Source organism: Algoriphagus yeomjeoni, assembly GCF_049821175.1.
GTDB classification, from domain to species: Bacteria; Bacteroidota; Bacteroidia; order Cytophagales; family Cyclobacteriaceae; genus Algoriphagus; species Algoriphagus yeomjeoni_A.
In genome coordinates this window covers 970,534-989,301 of sequence record NZ_CP187512.1, presented here as the reverse complement: position 1 = coordinate 989,301, position 18,768 = coordinate 970,534, and the positions used below count along the sequence as shown (strand labels likewise).

At 40.4% G+C, this 18,768-nt stretch carries 16 protein-coding genes; 8 read left to right on the top strand and 8 right to left on the bottom strand.

Annotation, left to right across the window (positions count from 1 at the left end):
* Positions 1 to 82 precede the first annotated feature (82 nt).
* The gene (locus ACPUEN_RS03955; protein ID WP_425638686.1) at positions 83 to 457 is read left to right on the top strand and encodes an arsenate reductase family protein; all 375 of its coding nucleotides are present in this window, start codon (positions 83 to 85) and stop codon (positions 455 to 457) included.
* On the opposite strand, the gene ACPUEN_RS03950 is transcribed toward ACPUEN_RS03955, so the two are convergent.
* Entirely contained in the window at positions 435 to 1,271 is an 837-nt protein-coding gene (locus tag ACPUEN_RS03950; RefSeq protein WP_425638683.1) for a CvfB family protein, read from the bottom strand. The genes ACPUEN_RS03955 and ACPUEN_RS03950 overlap by 23 nt on opposite strands.
* Positions 1,272 to 1,449: 178 nt before the next feature.
* Here ACPUEN_RS03950 and ACPUEN_RS03945 point away from each other — a divergent pair, with 178 nt between their 5' ends.
* Positions 1,450 to 2,340 carry a 3-hydroxybutyryl-CoA dehydrogenase gene (locus tag ACPUEN_RS03945; protein ID WP_425638680.1) on the top strand — a complete coding sequence of 297 codons (891 nt, stop codon included), beginning with the start codon at positions 1,450 to 1,452 and terminating at the stop codon, positions 2,338 to 2,340.
* Positions 2,341 to 2,346: 6 nt separating this feature from the next.
* On the top strand, positions 2,347 to 2,964 hold the full coding sequence (locus ACPUEN_RS03940; protein ID WP_425638677.1) for a deoxynucleoside kinase: 618 nt from the start codon (positions 2,347 to 2,349) through the stop codon (positions 2,962 to 2,964).
* A 58-nt stretch (positions 2,965 to 3,022) separates the two neighbouring features.
* On the opposite strand, the gene ACPUEN_RS03935 is transcribed toward ACPUEN_RS03940, so the two are convergent.
* The gene (locus ACPUEN_RS03935) at positions 3,023 to 3,670 is read right to left on the bottom strand and encodes a DUF7255 family protein (protein ID WP_425638674.1); all 648 of its coding nucleotides are present in this window, start codon (positions 3,668 to 3,670) and stop codon (positions 3,023 to 3,025) included.
* Between the two features lie 407 nt (positions 3,671 to 4,077).
* Between ACPUEN_RS03935 and ACPUEN_RS03930 the strand changes: the two genes are divergently transcribed.
* Both ACPUEN_RS03930 and ACPUEN_RS03925 read left to right on the top strand, forming a co-directional pair.
* On the top strand, positions 4,078 to 4,413 hold the full coding sequence (locus ACPUEN_RS03930; RefSeq protein WP_425638672.1) for an Hpt domain-containing protein: 336 nt from the start codon (positions 4,078 to 4,080) through the stop codon (positions 4,411 to 4,413).
* Between the two features lie 21 nt (positions 4,414 to 4,434).
* On the top strand, positions 4,435 to 6,810 hold the full coding sequence (locus tag ACPUEN_RS03925; RefSeq protein WP_425638670.1) for a prolyl oligopeptidase family serine peptidase: 2,376 nt from the start codon (positions 4,435 to 4,437) through the stop codon (positions 6,808 to 6,810).
* 260 nt (positions 6,811 to 7,070) lie between these two features.
* Here ACPUEN_RS03925 and ACPUEN_RS03920 read toward each other — a convergent pair whose 3' ends face one another.
* From ACPUEN_RS03920 to ACPUEN_RS03900, 5 genes are all read right to left on the bottom strand, one after another.
* The gene (locus tag ACPUEN_RS03920) at positions 7,071 to 7,301 is read right to left on the bottom strand and encodes an acyl carrier protein (RefSeq protein ID WP_425638667.1); all 231 of its coding nucleotides are present in this window, start codon (positions 7,299 to 7,301) and stop codon (positions 7,071 to 7,073) included.
* A 173-nt stretch (positions 7,302 to 7,474) separates the two neighbouring features.
* On the bottom strand, positions 7,475 to 10,633 hold the full coding sequence (locus ACPUEN_RS03915; protein ID WP_425638665.1) for an efflux RND transporter permease subunit: 3,159 nt from the start codon (positions 10,631 to 10,633) through the stop codon (positions 7,475 to 7,477).
* Positions 10,634 to 10,636: 3 nt separating this feature from the next.
* On the bottom strand, positions 10,637 to 11,689 hold the full coding sequence (locus tag ACPUEN_RS03910) for an efflux RND transporter periplasmic adaptor subunit (RefSeq protein WP_425638663.1): 1,053 nt from the start codon (positions 11,687 to 11,689) through the stop codon (positions 10,637 to 10,639).
* A gap of 24 nt (positions 11,690 to 11,713) precedes the next feature.
* Complete coding sequence (locus ACPUEN_RS03905) at positions 11,714 to 13,081, bottom strand: TolC family protein (protein WP_425638661.1); 1,368 nt, start codon at positions 13,079 to 13,081, stop codon at positions 11,714 to 11,716.
* 74 nt (positions 13,082 to 13,155) lie between these two features.
* Positions 13,156 to 13,617 carry a GbsR/MarR family transcriptional regulator gene (locus tag ACPUEN_RS03900; RefSeq protein WP_111610271.1) on the bottom strand — a complete coding sequence of 154 codons (462 nt, stop codon included), beginning with the start codon at positions 13,615 to 13,617 and terminating at the stop codon, positions 13,156 to 13,158.
* 241 nt (positions 13,618 to 13,858) lie between these two features.
* Between ACPUEN_RS03900 and ACPUEN_RS03895 the strand changes: the two genes are divergently transcribed.
* From ACPUEN_RS03895 to ACPUEN_RS03885, 3 genes are all read left to right on the top strand, one after another.
* A complete protein-coding gene (locus ACPUEN_RS03895; protein WP_425638658.1) occupies positions 13,859 to 14,422 on the top strand; it encodes a helix-turn-helix domain-containing protein in 564 nt (187 codons plus the stop codon).
* Between the two features lie 202 nt (positions 14,423 to 14,624).
* A complete protein-coding gene (locus ACPUEN_RS03890) occupies positions 14,625 to 16,412 on the top strand; it encodes a 3-keto-disaccharide hydrolase (protein ID WP_425638655.1) in 1,788 nt (595 codons plus the stop codon).
* Between the two features lie 18 nt (positions 16,413 to 16,430).
* Positions 16,431 to 18,359 (top strand): c-type cytochrome, encoded by a 1,929-nt coding sequence (locus tag ACPUEN_RS03885; protein WP_425638654.1) that lies wholly within the window; start codon positions 16,431 to 16,433, stop codon positions 18,357 to 18,359.
* 96 nt (positions 18,360 to 18,455) lie between these two features.
* Here the strand turns inward: ACPUEN_RS03885 and ACPUEN_RS03880 are convergent, their stop codons facing one another.
* Entirely contained in the window at positions 18,456 to 18,578 is a 123-nt protein-coding gene (locus tag ACPUEN_RS03880) for a hypothetical protein (protein ID WP_425638651.1), read from the bottom strand.
* Positions 18,579 to 18,768 lie beyond the last annotated feature (190 nt).

Here is an 18,768-nt window from a genome sequence, read left to right as displayed (position 1 = left end):
AAGTATTCACTTTGAGAAAATTAATTCTTTTATAAAACATAGATTTTCAGTATCTTAAAAGGTAAATAAACTCTGAAACGCCATGAAAACACATCCTTCTGAACTGTACTTCTACCATTCTCCGGCGCAGCCGGTGGATAAGCAAACCTTAGCTTATGCCAAATCGATTTCCAAATTTGTCAACTCAATAGACCTAACTAAAGAAAGACTCACAGCCACCCAATGGCACAGTCTTTTGACTAAATTAAACTTAAGGGCGAAGGACTTACTTAACCGAGCTCATCCGGACTATCAACGATTCATCGCTGGAAAGAACTGGGATGATGAAAGCTGGCTAAATATCTTAATCAAATCTCCCAACCTCATCAAGGCACCAATTGCCACACTTCGTAACAGGGCAATTTTGTGTACTACTCCAACAGATATTTTAAAGCTTAATTCGATGCATTTAGTCTAATGCCATCTGGTTCGATCTGAATCATTCTGGCTTTATACAATTGACCTATGCATTGTTTGAAATGCTTTTTGCTCATTCCCAATTGCTGCTGAATTTCCTCAGGAGCAGATTTATCATGCAATGGCAAGAAACCTTTAGCCTCTAATATGGCAAGGATTTTTTCCGAGCCCTCGTCGTATTTTACTCGACCAGGAGGCAATAGCTGCAAATCCAGCTTCCCATCCTCACGATTCTTTTTGATATAAACCTTCCGTTTTTCACCAAGCTCCAAAGGCTGGAAAACTTCATTTTTAAAAAGTAAGCCTTCATATTCATTGTCGATAAGTACTTTGAATCCTAAATCGGTTTCCTCGAAAATTACTCCGTCAAGCTCTTTCCCTTCTTCCCAATCAAAAGGAGCTAAACGTAGAAAATCTCTATACTTATTTACCCCAATCAATCTATTGGTCTTAAAGTCAACACAAACCTTGACCAAGTATTTCTGGCCAACTTCCATATTTTTACCCATTTCTGATTTGGGCACAAAAAGATCTTTTGGCAAGCCCCAGTCCACAAATGCACCAAATGAAGTTACTTCTTTAGCTTCCAAAACAGCAAATTCGTCAAGAAGTGCCAAGGGCTTTTGAGTTACTGCTACTGGACGATCTTCACTATCTGTATATACAAATACTTCGATTTCATCTCCTTCCTTTTCTTCACCTTTAAGGTATCCTTTCGGCAGTAAAAGTTCTTCCCCAGAGCTCAAGGCTAAGTAAGCTCCGAAATCTGTAAATCTATTGATGGGTAATTTTGAAATTAGACCTAGTTCTTGCATGTGGCAAAGGTAGCTAATAATCGCAGTTTGAATCTTAACTTTTGTGACAAACAAAGTCGGAGATCGAAAGTTAAAAAATTGGATTTACTACATGGCAGGAGTAGCTTTGAACTCTTCAACAGATAAATACCGTTGATTCCAAACCCAAATTCTAACTTTAATTTTTAATCACATTAATATGAAAAATATCTCAGTTATTGGTTCCGGTACCATGGGAAATGGCATTGCGCATGTTTTTGCGCAGCATGGCTATGACGTCAGCTTGATAGATATCAAGCAGGAATTCTTAGACAAATCATTGGCAACCATCACCAAAAACCTAGATAGACAAGTAGGAAAAGGGCTGATTTCCGAAGAAGATAAAAGCGCAGCTTTAGCTAGAATCCAAACATTTACAGTTTTGGAAAAGGGAGTGAATACAGCTGATTTGGTAGTGGAAGCTGCCACCGAAAATATGGACATTAAATTGGATCTTTTTAGACAAATCGATCAGTTCAGCCCTGATTCTGCCATCCTAGCAAGTAATACTTCTTCTATTTCCATTACCAAAATCGCTGCCGCTACTAAAAGACCAGAGCAAGTAATAGGAATGCACTTTATGAATCCAGTGCCGGTGATGAAGTTGGTAGAAGTTATTCGAGGATACGCCACTTCAGATGAGGTCACTGCTAAAATCATGACCTTATCGACCAACCTTTCCAAAGATCCTGTGGAAGTAAATGACTACCCTGGCTTTGTAGCAAACAGAATACTAATGCCGATGATCAATGAGGCGATCTACTCCCTATTTGAAGGTGTGGCAGGCGTAAATGAAATTGATACGGTAATGAAACTCGGAATGGCTCATCCTATGGGGCCGCTGCAACTTGCCGATTTCATTGGTTTAGACGTGTGTCTTTCTATTCTCAAAGTCCTTCATGACGGATTTGGCAATCCAAAATACGCTCCTTGCCCTTTATTAGTTAATATGGTTCAAGCTGGTTACAAAGGCGTGAAATCTGGTGAGGGTTTTTACAAATACACCCCGGGAAGTAAGGATTCTATTGTGTCGCCACGATTCTCAAAATAAGAAAAAATGCACATTGCTGTATCCGGAAATATAGGTAGCGGAAAAACTACCCTTACCGAAAAACTGGCCAAACATTATGGATGGAAGGCTGAATTTGAAGCTGTAGATAACAACCCCTATCTCCCTGATTTTTATGAAGATATGAAACGATGGGCTTTTCACTTACAGGTATATTTTCTCAATTCTCGATTCAATCAAATTAAGAAGATTCAGGAGAGTGATATCCCTACTATTCAGGATAGAACTATCTATGAGGATGCATACATTTTCGCAGCTAATCTTTATAAAAGTCAGCTTTTGACTGAGCGGGATTATGAGAACTACCAGAGCTTGTTTTCAAGTATGATTTCTCATGTGAAAGCTCCTGATTTGTTGATTTATCTTAAAGCGGATATTCCAAAATTGGTAGGACAAATAGAAAAACGAGGAAGAAGCTATGAGACAACTATGCGCATAGATTACCTTAAAAATCTGAATACGCATTATGAAGAATGGATTGCTGGGTATACTGAAGGCAACCTGTTGATAATTGATGTCAACAACCTTGATTTTGTAGAAAATCCAGCTGACTTCTCATATGTGGTGGAAAAAGTGGAGCGAGAGATTTTTGGGTTGTTTTCCTAGTTCGATTACTTCTATAAGTAACTAAAAAGAGTCGGTGCAACCACCGACTCTTTTTAGTTTAAGATTGATATTTCCGATTAAACCAATTCAAAAGCATAACCCGTTGTTCTTCTTTTGGATTTATAAGTAACTGATCCAAACGCTTGAGTGATCCACCTGTCATCAAGGTTTCAAAGGGAGTAATTCTAAAGAGTTTATACCCGTGAATTCTTGTTTGTAAGTCAAACTGAGCATCGTTATAAGCTGTCAGCTTCCATCCTATTGCTCCATTTCCAGAAAAGTCCCCAGGCTCACTTGCCGCGCCAAAACAATGCTTTGCCACTGGTGCACCATTCCATATTCTTTCCTGCAGACCAACTTTCAGGCATTCCTTCTCATAAGTTCTGCAAAGCCTTTTTTGAGTTTCTACAAAAGGATAATTCAATTCAGAATAAAGATCTGATCTAAAAGTAATTAGTCGATATCTATTAAAGTGCAATTCCTCATCATAAACGAAAAGATTTCTTCCAATTTTAAAATCAAACTTGAGCTTTTGCAACAAAGGAATTTCTCCAGTGCCACCAAGCTCAGAATAGATTTCAGTAAGCCAAGTTCGACCTTTAGAATCTAAGTATTTTGGTTCTATTTTCAAATCAAAATCCCGCTCAAAATCCACCTCTCCCTCACGTAAAATAAGGTCAAGTTGGCGGGTCATTAAATTATCCATTAGGTTGATTTTATCACAGCGGGATTGCTGTATAAGTCTATGCAAATAAAAACGCTGGAGTTAGGTTACTTACTTTGAATCTTTTTCAAGGTCGTCTCCTATGCGTTGTTCTAGATTCCCTTTCGATCCAGGGAAAGTTGTTCTCTGAGAAATATCATATCCGATCCAACACATGATTAACATGAAAATCACAAATAGGATTAAAAAGATCTTCTTATTCCGCTGCATTTGCATTTAAATTTAATTCGATTGGACACAAAATTAACCAATCATAAGAAATCTCAGACCATTGTTCATGAAATATTGAATGAACCAGTCGGAAAAGTATACTTTTTCAAAATTGTGTTTAATTTTATGAAGAGAGTGACGAATGTACTTTTTACTTTAATATCCCTTTTCACCCAATCATGTATCAATCCATTAGCGAGCAATCAATTTACCAGTTCTTTGGCGAAGATGAGCCAGAAATGATAAAGGAGATGATTGAGATCATTTTAGAAACCAACATCAAAGATTTAACCGAGTTGGATAAATTTTACAATCTGAATGATTTCCCTACAATTAAAAAACGATGTCACAAAGCTAAACCTAGCATGAGCTATATAGGAGCTCAAAAAACTCGTAAATTATTAGAAGAAATGGAGAATAACCCTAATGATTTCCTAGTACTGAATGTCAACCTACAAACTCAATTATCTGCAATAGAAAAGGAGCTTAATGAGTTTCTAGAGTCTCTAAATTAAATCACAGAATAAAAAACCCTAATGAAAATTCAGCGAAAACTACTGTTTCTGCCTTTGCTTTGCATTGCTTTTTTGCAAGCTCAGGCACAGTCCACTTTAAGTGTAGAGTACATCATGCGAGATCCCTTGTGGATGGGGACTTTCCCATCTTCGGCATCATGGAGTGATGACTCTCAAACGATCTACTTCCGTTACAATCAAGCAAATGATCCTGCAGATTCCTTATATAAACTTGCACTGTCTAAAAAAGGGGATATTTCAAAATTAAGTTGGGCAGAAATGAGAGCCAACGAACGTAGTGGAGAAGAATTCAATTCAGACAAATCACTCAGATTATATCAGAAAGACAAAAAACTAATGCTAGAAGTGATGGCGACAGGCATATCAACCACATTAATTGAGTGGCCTGAAAACTTCTCAAATGCCAAATTCATGGCAAATGAAAATGAGATCTCCTTTGCATCAAAGAACAATCTTTATGTCCTCAACAGAACTTCCAAAACGACCAGAAAAGTCACTAATATCTCCACAGAATCAAAACCAAAGGATAAGTCCAATACTGAAGATGGAAAAGTAGCTAGGTTGGAATCCGAAAACCTGGAACTCCTAGACGTAGTAAAAGAGCGTAAAGAAAATGATAAAATGCGCCGAGAATATCGTGAAGCTTTTCGCGATGCTGGGGAAGAGGAATTCACTTATTATACTGAAGGTAAAAGTCCAGTGAATCTTCAACTGTCTCCAGACGGTAATTACGCTACATTTTCCATTTACACTTCTTCAAGTAACAAGAATACCATAGTTCCTGACTATGTGGACGCATCAGGCTATACAACAGACCTCAACACGCGATCTAAGGTAGGTACAACGCCTACAAAAATGGAGGTCGGAATCTACGATCTTAATCGCGACACAGTCTATTTTATCAGTTCCTCAGATCTACCTGGTATTAAGGATTTACCAGATTACGTCACTGACTATCCTGACAAAACCTGGGGAGAAAAGGAAAGAGATGTCATGATTTCTAGTCCTTATTTCTCTCCTGATGGAAAAAAGGCAATTGTCAATATAGGATCTGTAGACAATAAAGACCGATGGATTGCGGCGATCGATTTGCAAACTGGAAAGCTGAATACCCTAGATAGACAGCGTGATGAGGCTTGGATTGCTGGCCCTGGAATAGGAAGATCATTCTTCGGTGGCACTTTGGGATGGCTTCCTAACAGTACCCATATTTTTTTCCAATCCGAGGAAAGTGGCTATTCTCACCTCTATTTATTGGATGTAACTACCAATGAAAAGAAAGCTTTAACCTCAGGAAACTATGAAGTATTCGACCCATTCCTTTCCAAGGACAAAAAATCATGGTATTTAACCACTTCAGAAGTAGATCCGGGAGAGCGACATTTCTACAAGATGCCAGTGATGGGTGGAAAAATGGAAAAGCTTACCTCAATGACTGGTAATAATGAGGTGGCTCTCTCTCCAGATGAGAAAAAACTTGCTATAATTTATTCATACAGTAACAAACCAGCTGAGCTTTTCCTTCAAGACAATAAAGTTGGCGCCAAAGCCGAACAACTGACTTCAGGTCAAAGCGAAGAATTCAAAGCATATAATTGGAAAGATCCTGAAATCATACGATTCACAGCTAAAGATGGGGCACAAGTTCCAGCGAGATTATATAAGCCAGATCCAGCCAAAAAGAATGGTGCAGCTGTAGTTTTCGTTCATGGTGCTGGTTACTTGCAAAACGTTCATAAATGGTGGAGTAGCTACTTTAGAGAATATATGTTCCACAACTTACTCACTGATCTAGGTTATACTGTCTTGGATATTGATTACAGAGGATCTGCTGGATATGGACGGGATTGGAGAACGGGAATTTATCGTCACATGGGAGGAAAAGACCTTTCTGATCAAGTTGACGGCGTTAAATACCTCGTGGCTAACCATGGCGTTGACCCAGATCGAGTTGGCTTATATGGCGGTAGCTACGGTGGATTTATCACGCTGATGGCACTTTTCAATGCTTCTGAAACTTTCAAGTCTGGTGCAGCGCTTCGATCTGTTACGGATTGGGCACATTACAATCACGGCTATACAGCCAACATTCTGAATACTCCGGAAGAAGATCCAATTGCTTACCGACGTTCCTCTCCTATTTACTTTGCGGAAGGCCTGAAAGGAAACTTACTAATGGCGCATGGAATGGTGGATGTGAATGTACACTTCCAGGATGTAGTTCGATTATCTCAGCGTTTTATTGAGCTTGGTAAAGACAACTGGGAAATGGCAATCTATCCAGTAGAAGATCACGGATTTGTAGAACCAAGTTCATGGACGGATGAGTATAAGCGTATTTTGAAGTTGTTTAATAGCACCTTATTGGAAGAGTAAAAATTCAATTCTCAGAAAAAAATAGTGGTTGGTCTATCGATCAGCCATTTTTTTTGTGTGAAAAACAACCTAATGAGATGGGAGAAGATTTTAAAACATTTACTGTGAGGGTATGAAAATAGTTTAAGAAAATTGGCTGTTCCTATGTCGCTGAAACCCTAAATCTATACCGCGCTCTCAGCGAAACCACTGCGAACTCTGTGGTTAAAAAAGAACTTATAAAAAAAGAGTCCCGGACATCCGGGACTCTTTTTCATTAATTAACTCATCAACAATTCAATAATCTGGGCGGGTGCTTTCACACCCTCAACCTTATCATCCTCAATCTGTTTTCTTAATTCATATTCCAATTCGAAAATCAAACCAGAGACAAATACTTTGTCCATTCTCAGATCGCTTTCAAACGAAGCGTATTTTCTTTTTCCCGTCAGGTCAATTCCATATTGATGGAAAACCTTTGAAATTTTGCGTAAATCAGTATAATTTTTCATGTGCTTTAATTTTTTTTCAAAGGCTACATAGCCTGTCCCGAGTTTAATTCGGGAGAATCTCGCATGACGTTCTCATCTCGATTAATATCGAAAAAGACATGCTCGATTTTATTGAGTATGTAGTTTAAACCCTTGCTAATCTTGCCGAGCAGCAAGGGTTATTTATTCAATTTTTAGACGTAGGCAGCAGCTTCGGATTCAAACTCTTCCACATTGGTGTCCTCGAGTTCGATTTGCTTCTTCTCTCCTTTACCGATTTTCACCATAAATCTGTCAAACAGATAGTAAATCACCGGAACCACGACTAAAGTCAGGAACATGGAAGAAAGCAAACCGCCGATGATCACCCAAGCCAAGCTATTTTTCCACTCAGCACCTGCACCGGTTGCCAAGGCAATTGGCATCATACCGATCACCATTGCTATGGTAGTCATCAGAATTGGTCGGAAACGAATCTTCACAGCTTTCTCCAAGGCTTCCTTCACGGCAACTCCTTCTTCTTTAAGTTGATTGGTGAAATCGACCAAAAGGATCGCATTCTTAGCTACAAGCCCCATCAGCATGATCAGACCCATGATAGAAAAGATACTTAGCGTTCCTTTCGTCAGTGCCAAAGCAAGCAAGGAACCGATCAATGCCATCGGCAGTGAGAACATCACCACCAATGGATAAACATAAGAATCATACAAGGCTACCATAATCAGATAGATCAAAATGATGGATGCCAACAACGCAATCCCCAAGGAACCAAAACCTTCTGCTTGATTCTTCATATCACCATCGTAGTTGATCTGAACCTGCTGTGGAAGATCAATTGCATCGATAGCTGCTGTCAACTCGGCGCCAACTGTTCCTGAAGGAACACCAGCTACCTGAGAGGTGATTTTCACAGAAGAAACCCGATCTCTACGCTCTAACTTAGTCGGGCCTTCCGACTGATTTACTGTCGCGAATTGCTCAAGCTTCACCAGCTGACCTTTTCTATTGAGAAAAGTAAGGTTCTGAACATCCGAAATTGACTTTCTATCAAACTCATTCAGCTTCACTAGGATATCATATTCGTAATCACCATCAGTGTACTTAGAATCGTCATTACCGTTGAATGCCACCTGAAGCGCTCCCCCCACCATATCCATGGAAAGTCCCAGCTCATTCATTTTAAAACGATCCACTTCTACGCGGATTTCTGGATTACCATCTTCCAGAGAGCTTTCAATCTTCCTTGTGCCTTTCAATCCAGCTAAAATTCCTTCGATTTTTTCGGAAACTACCCGAATAGAATCCTTGTCCGGACCGGAAACAATCACCTGGATCGGTGCATCGTTAGCAGTACCCATGATAGAAATCGGAACACCTGTGTATTCAGCTCCAGTGATATTCTCCTCCAAGTAGTTTTCAAGATTTCTGGCATAATCCGGTCCAGTCATAGCTCTAAACTCAGGAGCAACCAGTTTCACCAAAATCTCAGAGGTAAATGGAGAAGATTGAGAACCAGTAAACTGCCCACTTGCTACACCCACGGTGGTAAATACTTCAGTGACTTCCGGTAGGGTTCTTAAGTAATCCTCCACCTCACGGGTCTTGAAGTTAGTTTGCTCCAGTGTTGCATCCTTTGGAAGTTCCAGTCTAAGCAAAAATTCACCTCTATCCCCTTCAGATACGAATTCGGAGCCGATAAAACCTTGTATGACTAAAAAGAAAGAAGAAATAAAGAGTACAAATGTGATCCCCAACAAAGCAACTTTATGTGCAAATCCCCATCTCAAAATACCAACAAGCCAATCCACAAAAGCATCCAAGCCTGCCTCAAAACCATAGACGATTTTTCCAAAAAAGGAATTCTTATCCAAATGCTCCAACTTGGAAAATCGTGATGTAAGCAGTGGAATCAAGGTAAAAGCTACCAGTAAACTGATCAAAGTCGCTGTGGCAACGGTAATACTGAACTGAGCCAAAATCCCTCCAATCAACCCTCCAGTCATCGCCAGAGGTACAAATACCACAATAATTACCAGGGTGATGGAAACTACAGTTGCGCCGATTTCGCGGATTCCATCATAAGAGGCCTGCGCAATCGTCTTGCCCATTTCCAAGTGACGATAAATGTTCTCAATGACTACAATCGCATCATCCACCAGAATACCTACCACTAGGGAAAGTGCAAGTAAAGACATCAGGTTTAGCGTAAAACCAGCTAAAAACATTACCGTAAATGTAGCGACGATAGATGCCGGCACAGCCACCATTACGATGATCGCATTTCGGATACTATGCAGGAACAAAAGCATAATCAACGCCACCAGCACAATCGCAATTATCAAATCTGTGATCACGTGATTCGCTGCCTCCAATGTAAACTCAGAAGTGTTTTGAGAGATTTGGAATGAAACTCCCTCTTTAGCGTAGGTCTGCTCTAGGGTGTTGAGCTCATTTACCAAAACCTCAGAAACCTCCACGGCATTGGCATCAGACTGTTTTTGTATAGTCAAGCCAATTGCAGATTTGCCGTTTAGTCGTGTCAAAATATCCTCGTCTTTATAGGAATCCTCCACCTCTGCAACTTCTTTCAGCTGTATTGGCGATTCATCGTCACGGTAAGCAATTACCAGATTCTCTATATCCTGAATGTTTTGAAACTTACCGGCAAGACGAATTAAAACCTGTCCTTCATTGTCCTTCAGTCTTCCTGTAGGAAAATCCAAGTTACTTGCATTGATCGTCTGGGCTACAGCAATGGGCGAGATACCATACCCGTCCAGCTTGTTTCTATCCAAATTCACTTTAATCTCACGCTCTGTACCACCGAGCATGTTGACCTGAGCCACACCTTTGATCTGAGCCAAAGAAGGCTGAATCTTATTTTTGATCAAATCATAAAACTCAGACGGATTCAGACTGGAATAAACTGCCAATTGCATGATAGGCAAATCATCCAAGTCAAACTTGCCCAAGCTTGGAGGATCTGCATCTTCAGGAAGATCACCCAAGATCGCATTGATTTTACGCTGCGCATCTTGCATGGAATAATCCACGTCTGCTCCTGCTTCCAATTCAATAGTGATGATAGAAACGCTCTCTTGAGAAATCGAATTCATAGATTTAATCCCTTCCAAGGAGGCTACAGCATCCTCAATTTTCTTTGTTACCGAAGTCTCCACTTCAGAAGGCGCTGCGCCAGGATATACCGTGGAAATGGTCACTACGTTAGTTTCCATTTTTGGTAAAAGCTCGTAAGACAACTGCGTATAGGAAAAAATCCCCAATAAAGTCAGTACGGTAAACAGCACGACCACCATGGTCGACCGTTGTATGGATATTTTAGTGATTTGCATAGTTTACTGAACTTTCACTTTTGTACCTTCTTTCACATTGATCAACCCTGATGCAATCACTTCGTCACCAGCTTTCAAGCCATCCAAGATCTCTACTGTTCCATCATCTAGAGGATTAATTTTTACAGGCTGGTAAACAGCTGTACCATCTTTGATGAGGTAAACACCTGGATTTTTCAAGCTTCCGGAGATGGATTTCCTGTCAATTTTCAGCACTTTCTCATCCTGAGAAAATTTGAATTGAGCCGTTCCAAACATACCCGGCTTGATTTGATCTTGATTTTTACTGTTCATGATCAATTCAACTTGGTATTTGAAAGAAGCATCTGCCATATCAGATATGAAATGTACTTTACCTGTAAATTCCTGATTGGAAATGGCATTCACTTTCACTGCGATCTCTTCGCCTTTAGTTACTTTGGCTATTTCACTTTCTGTGACGTTCACCGACAATTTCAGAGGAGACTTATTGATAATATCTGCCAAAGGCATTCCTGGGCTCACTAAAGCGCCCAATTCGTAATAATCTTCATTGATAAAACCTGCAATCGGAGCAGTCACCTGCGTGTCGTCCAGTCTCTTTTTCAAAGCTGAAAGTTGTGCATCAGCGATTTTGAATGCATTCTCACTTTCTTCAAACTGTTTTTTAGTGATCGCATCAGTCGCAGCCAGATTTTCAAAACGCTTCAAGTCTTTCTCGGCTTGATCTCTTTTTAGTTTGGCAATCGTATAATCGGATCGGATCAAACGATCATCGATTTGCACGATTAAATCTCCTTTTCTCACGTAATCGCCTTTTCTTCTCTGGATTTTCACAATCGCTCCAGAGGTCTCAGACATTAATTTCAATTCCTGAGAAGGTTCAAAAACCCCATTTGCTTCGAAATTCCTGTTGACAGTATTTTCTTCCACTTTGTCCACAGTCACAGAGATAAACTCGCTGGACTTCATGGCAAGTGTGGCTGCTTCGTTCATTTCTTCCTTGTTATTGTAAAGCGTGAAAGCTACTGCTCCTACCCCAACCAGGAGCAAGGCTATAATGATTAACTTTTTCATCGTTTCGTTGGTATGAGTTTTCTATTAGAGTAAAAGATTTTTGATTTTCCCAGAAGAATTCAGAATCTCCAATTGGGCAATTCGAACCTGGATAATTTGATTGTTGTAGTTGGCCTGAGCCTCACGCTGTGTTGTCTCGGAATCTAGCAAATCTGTAAGTGGACTTAACCCTTCTTTGTATAGCAGAGTGGTTTCCTTAAAAACATCATTTGCCAGGTCCAGATTGCTGTCCAGAGACGCTAGGGTATTTAAAGAATTGTAGTATTTGTTCAGCGCATTTTTATATTCCAACTCAGCTGCGTCTTCTGCCTGTAAGCGATCTAGACTCAATTGCTGAGCGCTGACTTTGGATTGAGCTGCTTTGTATTTAGTCTGCATCCCATCGAAAATTGGGATCTGTAGTTTCAAACCAATTAAAAACCCCTGATACCAAACTCTTCCCTGACTTAAAAAATCAAATTCAGAAGAAAAAGCATTTTTGTTCCAATCAGCGAAACCAACCAACTGAGGCTGATGAGCTGCCTTGATGTTCTTGTATTCGAATTCATACAATTTCTCTTGTACGCCCAAAACCTGAATATCTTTTCTGTCGAAAATGTTGAAATCCTGCAGCTGAAAATCCTTTATTTTCTCATCCATATCTGCTACAGATTGATCCAAATTGATCTCAGCATCTATCGGTATTCCCATTAGTAACTTCAGGTAACCTTCCCGTTGAAAAATAGCTATCTCCAGATTTTCCAGTTCGCTTTGAATTGAGGTCAAATTTACTTTCACACGATTCAAGTCTACTTTTCTGGCTAGGTCATTATCGTATTGAGATTGTAGAATACTTTGAAGACTTTCCAATTGATCTATATTGGCCTGAAGATTTTCTTTCTGAAGTTCCAGCTGAATCACGCCCAAGAAATTCATGGAGATTTCGTGGATCACATTTTCTTCCGACTGCTCAGACAGAATGCGGTAAAACTCTTCTCCCGTCTTTGCTGCTTTCAAACCAATGAGATAGGAATTGCTAAAGATCAACTGGTTCAATTCAAAGCCAGCTTTTAATGACTGCGGCACGCCAAGCGCAATCACCTGAATTTCATTTGGGTCACCACCGAAAATCCCACCCGGTACTGCCTGAGGAAATACATCCAGAAAATTGTTGTATTGCCCGTAAGCAGAAAACTGAGGAAGGCCGGCTCCACGTATTTCGTTTCGCTGATAGGTTGCCTTTTCCTCATCTAGCACAGCTTTTTTCAGCGTGCGGTTATTTTCCAAACCAATCTGAATACTTTCTTTCAAAGTAAGCGTATCTGGCAAGCTGAAATCCTGCGCTGCTTCTTGACCCATAGCCATAGCTGGAGCCATCAGGAAAAATGCATAGGTTAAATACTTCTTTAACATGTCGTTGAATAATAGTTAGTTATAAAATATATAGTTGGTTCTGTTTTTAATGAACTTACTGTTCAAATTTTTTTTTATGCTTGTTGTCGCTTGAATCGTTCAAATAGCGCAGGGATTTCCTTTTTGAAGAAGCCCAAGAACTCAGAAAAATCTTTCATTTTACAATTGAATTCATGATTCTTTTCAGTTCTGACTTCAAGCACCTCATCGATGAATTTTTGGATTTCGGCAATGTTTTCCAATTCCTTGGCAAAGTCTTCTCTCCAATCACTTAGTTTCAGCGCAAAATACCTTTTACGATCACCAGGGCGGGTTGAATAGATACATCTATCTTTTGCTTGTAGAAAAGTCAATGCATTACTAACTGCACTTTTACTGACTCCGAGTTGCTCCACTATCTCATCAAATGAAACCTCCCCATCTTCATGAACCAAAAGCAAACCAATGATTCTTCCCACCAAAGGCTGCATGCCCTTATGCTCATGGAAAACCCCAATTCGCTCAATCAGTTCTTTATGTCTTTCAGTCAATACCATCTTAGTTCTATTTGGGTTATGGGCTAGTAACGGGACAAAGATAATCAAAGTTCAGTTAGTTCTGCAAATACAGAACTTAAATTTAAAAATAATTTTCAGCCCTAATTGCAGGTGTCGCTAATAGTAGCCTTACTTTTTGCTTTGATCCTAAACAAGCAAACTATTTACCTGCTAAAAGTACCTAGTCTTATAAAGAACTTTAAATTAGCACAATCCATTATAAGCTAAACATTGCAAGAACATGCCACTTCTATACGTCAAAAACATGGTTTGTCCCCGATGCATCGCCTCGGTATCTGAGATAATGGATCAGATGGGAATCTGTTATTCCTCTGTTGAATTGGGTAAAGTATTATTGGAATCACCTCTAAGCGATACGCAGAAAATACAATTCGCTGAGAAATTGAAAGCAGATGGTTTCGAACTGCTTGAAGACGGAAAGTCAGCTTTAATTTCTCAGATCAAGAGTCTCTTGGTTGATCAAATTCAACATTCAAAGGAATACTTGGCTGAAAACTACTCAAACTTTATCGCAGAAAAGCTAAATCATGAATACTCGTATTTGAGTAAACTTTTTTCGCAGGTAGAAGGCATTACCATCGAAAAGTATATCACTAAATTAAAAATTGAGCGGGTGAAGGAATTGATTTCATACAATGAAAAAAGTCTGTCAGAAATCGCTGATCTCCTCAATTACAGTAGTGTTGCTTACCTTTCAGCACAGTTTAAGAAAGAGACTGGGATGACGCCTTCTGAATTCAGAAAACAAATAAAATCCGGAAGAAAAAGCCTAGATCAGATCTAATCCTGCTTCTAAACTCTAAATTCTTCCCATTTGATGATTTTTTGCCATTTTTTGAATGAAAGCTAATAGTCAATCGAGCGAGTTTGCCTTGTAGTTAAAACCTGAGCGTTTATCTTTGGACTTGAAAGAAAATTCAATGATTATTTAATAATTCTCAATTTTCCAATCAAACCTCATACTATCAAATAACCCTCCAATTCACATGATTTTGAACAAACATGTAGGCTTGTTTGCCACTGCCCTTGCCTTACAGCTTGGTATTGTGCAAGCACAGCAAAATCCTGTCACGCTTGACCTGAGTTCCTTTGAAGGAAACAAAGGCAGCTGGACAGAAGTAGGAAAAGTCTGGGCTAACCCGGCTATTCCTAATGAACTTCAAGCTGCAGATGGCTCCGGAGTTTTTGCAAATCTTCCTACCAAGAAAAATCCAGGAGCCGACATAGTTACCAAAGACAAGTATGGCGATCTAGATCTTTCATTAGAGTACATGGTAGCTCCAGGGTCTAACTCTGGCGTTTACCTTCAAGGAAATTATGAAATTCAAATCCTGGATAGCTGGACTACTACCACCACCAAACCTGGTGACAACGGTGGAATCTATCAGCGCTGGGACGAAAGCAAGCCTGAAGGCCAAAAAGGTTACCAAGGATATGCTCCAAGACAAAATGCTAGTAAAGCTCCTGGTGTTTGGCAAAAACTGGAAGTCTCTTTTCAAGCTGCGAAATTCGACGCATCAGGTAGCAAAATCGAAAACGCACGTTTCCTTTCGGTGAGACTCAATGGCGTAATTATTCACGAAAATCTGGAAGTTTTTGGCCCTACACGAGGCTCTATGACTGGCAAAGATGTGGCAGAAGGCCCTTTGAGAATCCAAGGTGATCACGGTGCTGTAGCATTCAGAAACGTTGAAATCATCCCATTCAATGCTAAAACTCCAACCGTTTCTAACGTAAGTTATGAGACATATCAAGGTTCCATCAATAACCTGGAAGAGCTAGCAGGAAAAACAGCCGTAGCCAAAGGGACTGTTGCTACTTTAAGTGAAGTTCCAGCATCAGTTTCTGATGTGAACTTGACAAAGTATACTGCAAACTTGAATGTGGATGAGCCTGGTGAATACCAAATCACACTTCAAGTTCCAGGCGGACTTGCTGGTTTTGCTGCAGGAGCTGAAAGCATATCTAGTCTATCTGATAGAGGAGTGCGAGTTCGAAAGCAATTAAAAGCTGGAGATAACCCTATTCAGATTATTGCTTCCAAAAACAGAAATTGGTCAGTAGATGGATTCAATCTTTCAATTTCAGGGCCTGGACTTAGAAGCACTGATCTTTTGGTTTCAGAAGTTGGAGCTTCGCAAGCTACTGATCCGATATTGGTAGACGCTGACGAAACTCCAGTTTTGCGAAGCTTCCGTGACTATCCTGGTTCAAAAAGATTGAGTCACGTAGTTTCAGTTGCCAGTGAGGAGTTGGTAAACTATGCGTACGATATGGAAACAGGTACGCTGATTCAAGTGTGGAGAGGTGAATTCCTAGACGCTACCCCTATGTGGAATAGCCGTGGAAACGGTGTTTCTGTTCCTCGTGGTGCAGTAATTAACCTGAGCGCACCAGCAGTCAATGCAGTAAAAAGCGACTACTCCGCTTCAGAAGAATTCCGAACCAAAGGTTATCAGTTAATAGATGGTTCAGAAGACATTGTTTTCTCATATCTTCTTGCTAGTCAAGCTGTAAAGGATGAAATAAAAATTCTGGAATCAGGAAAAGGAATCAATAGATCCGTCTCTGGAATTGGCACAGGCTATTACAAAGTAGCTGCGGGTACAGAGATTCAAAAAATCAATAAAGGCTATTATTTATTGCCTGAAACCGGTGTCTACCTGCAATACGATGAAGCGACTTTCGGAGCTCCAGTGGCCCATTCCGTTGATGGTACTGCTGGGATTTTCTTGCCTGCAAAGGGAAACATCGTTTACAATCTTCTCTTTTAATCCAAAGACAGCGCAAAGATGAAAAAACTACTAAAGAATAAATTCACAAAAATTGCCTTTGGAATAGCAGCTGCAATTCAGCTTTTTCCAGGGCAAGTAGATGCACAGGAATCTCCAAAAGAAGAGGATTTCTTTAAAATAATGCGAGTTACAGCTCCAGAAGGCACCCTTCTGGAAGTTGGTGGCATGACCGTTTTGCCAAATGGTGACCTCGGCGTAGCTACGCGTAGAGGCGACGTATTTATAGTGGAGAACCCTACGAGTTCTAAGCCTTTCTTCAGAAAGTTCGCCTCCGGTCTTCATGAGATCTTAGGTCTTCATTACGAAGACGGAGCATTCTACATGGCTCAGAGAGGTGAGTTGACCAAATTGGTGGATACAGACCAAGACGGAACTGCTGATTTATATGAAACAGTTTATGCTTGGCCTATTTCCGCACATTATCATGAATATAGCTTCGGTCCTAAAGTAGGTCCTGACGGCTCATTCTTCGTTTCTGCCAACGTCGCTTTTGGCGATCAGGAATGGTGGAGAGGCGAAAGCCGCGAACCAATGAGAGGCTGGATCATGAAAATAAACCGTGATGGAAGCATGGAGCCTTATGCTACTGGGATGAGATCTCCAGCTGGATTGGGAATGCTAGGCGATCAGTTGGTTTACACAGAAAACCAAGGTGATTACATGGGTTCAGGTGGGCTTTGGTTTATCGAAAAAGGCGATTTCACAGGTCATCCAGCCGGGTTGGTATGGACTGGACGCCCAGATTCTCCTTTGAAATTAACCACAGAGGAATTCAACAAAGTAGTGGATCCACAAAAAGTACCAAATGGTAACGGTGGATTTCTAAAGCCAGAAAACGTAATCGATGCACCTTACCTCACCATGGCTCAAGCCAAAGAGAAACTTCCTGATTTGAAGCTTCCGGCAGTATGGTTGCCACATGGTATTCAGGGTATTTCCAACGCCGAACCAGTTTTGATCCCTGAAGGCACTTTTGGACCATTTGAGGGACAAGTTTTGATTGGTGACCAAGGTCAAAGTAAAATCATGCGAGTAGTTCTTGAAGAAGTAGATGGTGTGATGCAAGGTGCTTCGATTGATTTTAGATCTGGTTTCCAGTCAGGAATCTTAAGAATGGCTTGGGCAGCAGACAAATCCTTGTTCATCGGAGAGACCAACCGTGGTTGGGGTTCCGCTGGCGAGGCTAATGAAGGTTTGCAGCGCTTAGTTTGGAATCATAACATTCCTTTCGAAATGAGAACTGTTAAAGCTCAGCCAGATGGATTCTTAATTGAGTTTACCAAGCCAGTCAATAAAGCAACTGCTGAGGATTTGACTTCTTATTCGGTTGAAAGCTTCACTTACAAGTACTATCCAGTATATGGAAGTCCACCAGTTGATAATAAAACATTGAAAGTTCTGGGAGTTGAAGTGGCGGCAGATGGTATGTCCGCAAGAATTGCCGTGGAAGGTTTGAGAGAAGACTATGTTCACAAGCTAAGCCTAAATGGAATAAGAGCTGTAGACGGGAGCTTCTCTTTAGTCCATCCAGATGCGTACTACACCCTTCACAAAATTCCTGCTGGAGCAAAAATGGCAATCAAAACGCCAACTCCGGATCCGGTAAAAGAAGTTGTGGCAAAACCTGCTCCAGCTAAACAAGCTTCCCCAAAAGCTGTTGCCTCAGCAATCCCAACTGATGCAGAGATTAAATCTATTTTGGCAAAAAATACGTGCTCAGCTTGTCACATGAAAGACAAGAAGGTAATTGGTCCAGCATACCAAGATGTTGCGAAGAGAAGATATTCTGACGAAAGAATTGTTGAATTGATCTATAATCCAGAGCCTCAAAACTGGCCAGATTATGCGACTCCAATGCCTCCGATGGCACAGGTATCCAAAGAAGATGCAATGAAAATTGCCAAGTGGATTAATTCATTGAGATAAATTTGGTCCACAGTCGACAGACAACTGTAAACAGAAGTTTTGATGTAAAAGGCTTAGCGAAATAAATCGCTAGGCCTTTTTTTTGGCTATTGTAGTTCATGTGATCGTACCATAGAACGGCACATCTATAGCTAATTGAGATCCAAAAGAAATCCTCGCTCCGTAGGAACGATTCGTGTATTTATCTTTACCATGCATTCCGATGGAACGCTTACCCACAATCCATATTTATCTCTACCACAAGAACAAACGAACAAGTCCTGCTTCTGGAGAAGCAGGACAATATACGATATTGCGCTGTCTGAGTCATCCTCTGCTAACTCTGCGGTTAAACCCGACCACAAAATCTCATAACATTTACTCAAAATTCCATAACAACTCCCTCCTATCATCTTGCTAAGTTTGTAAA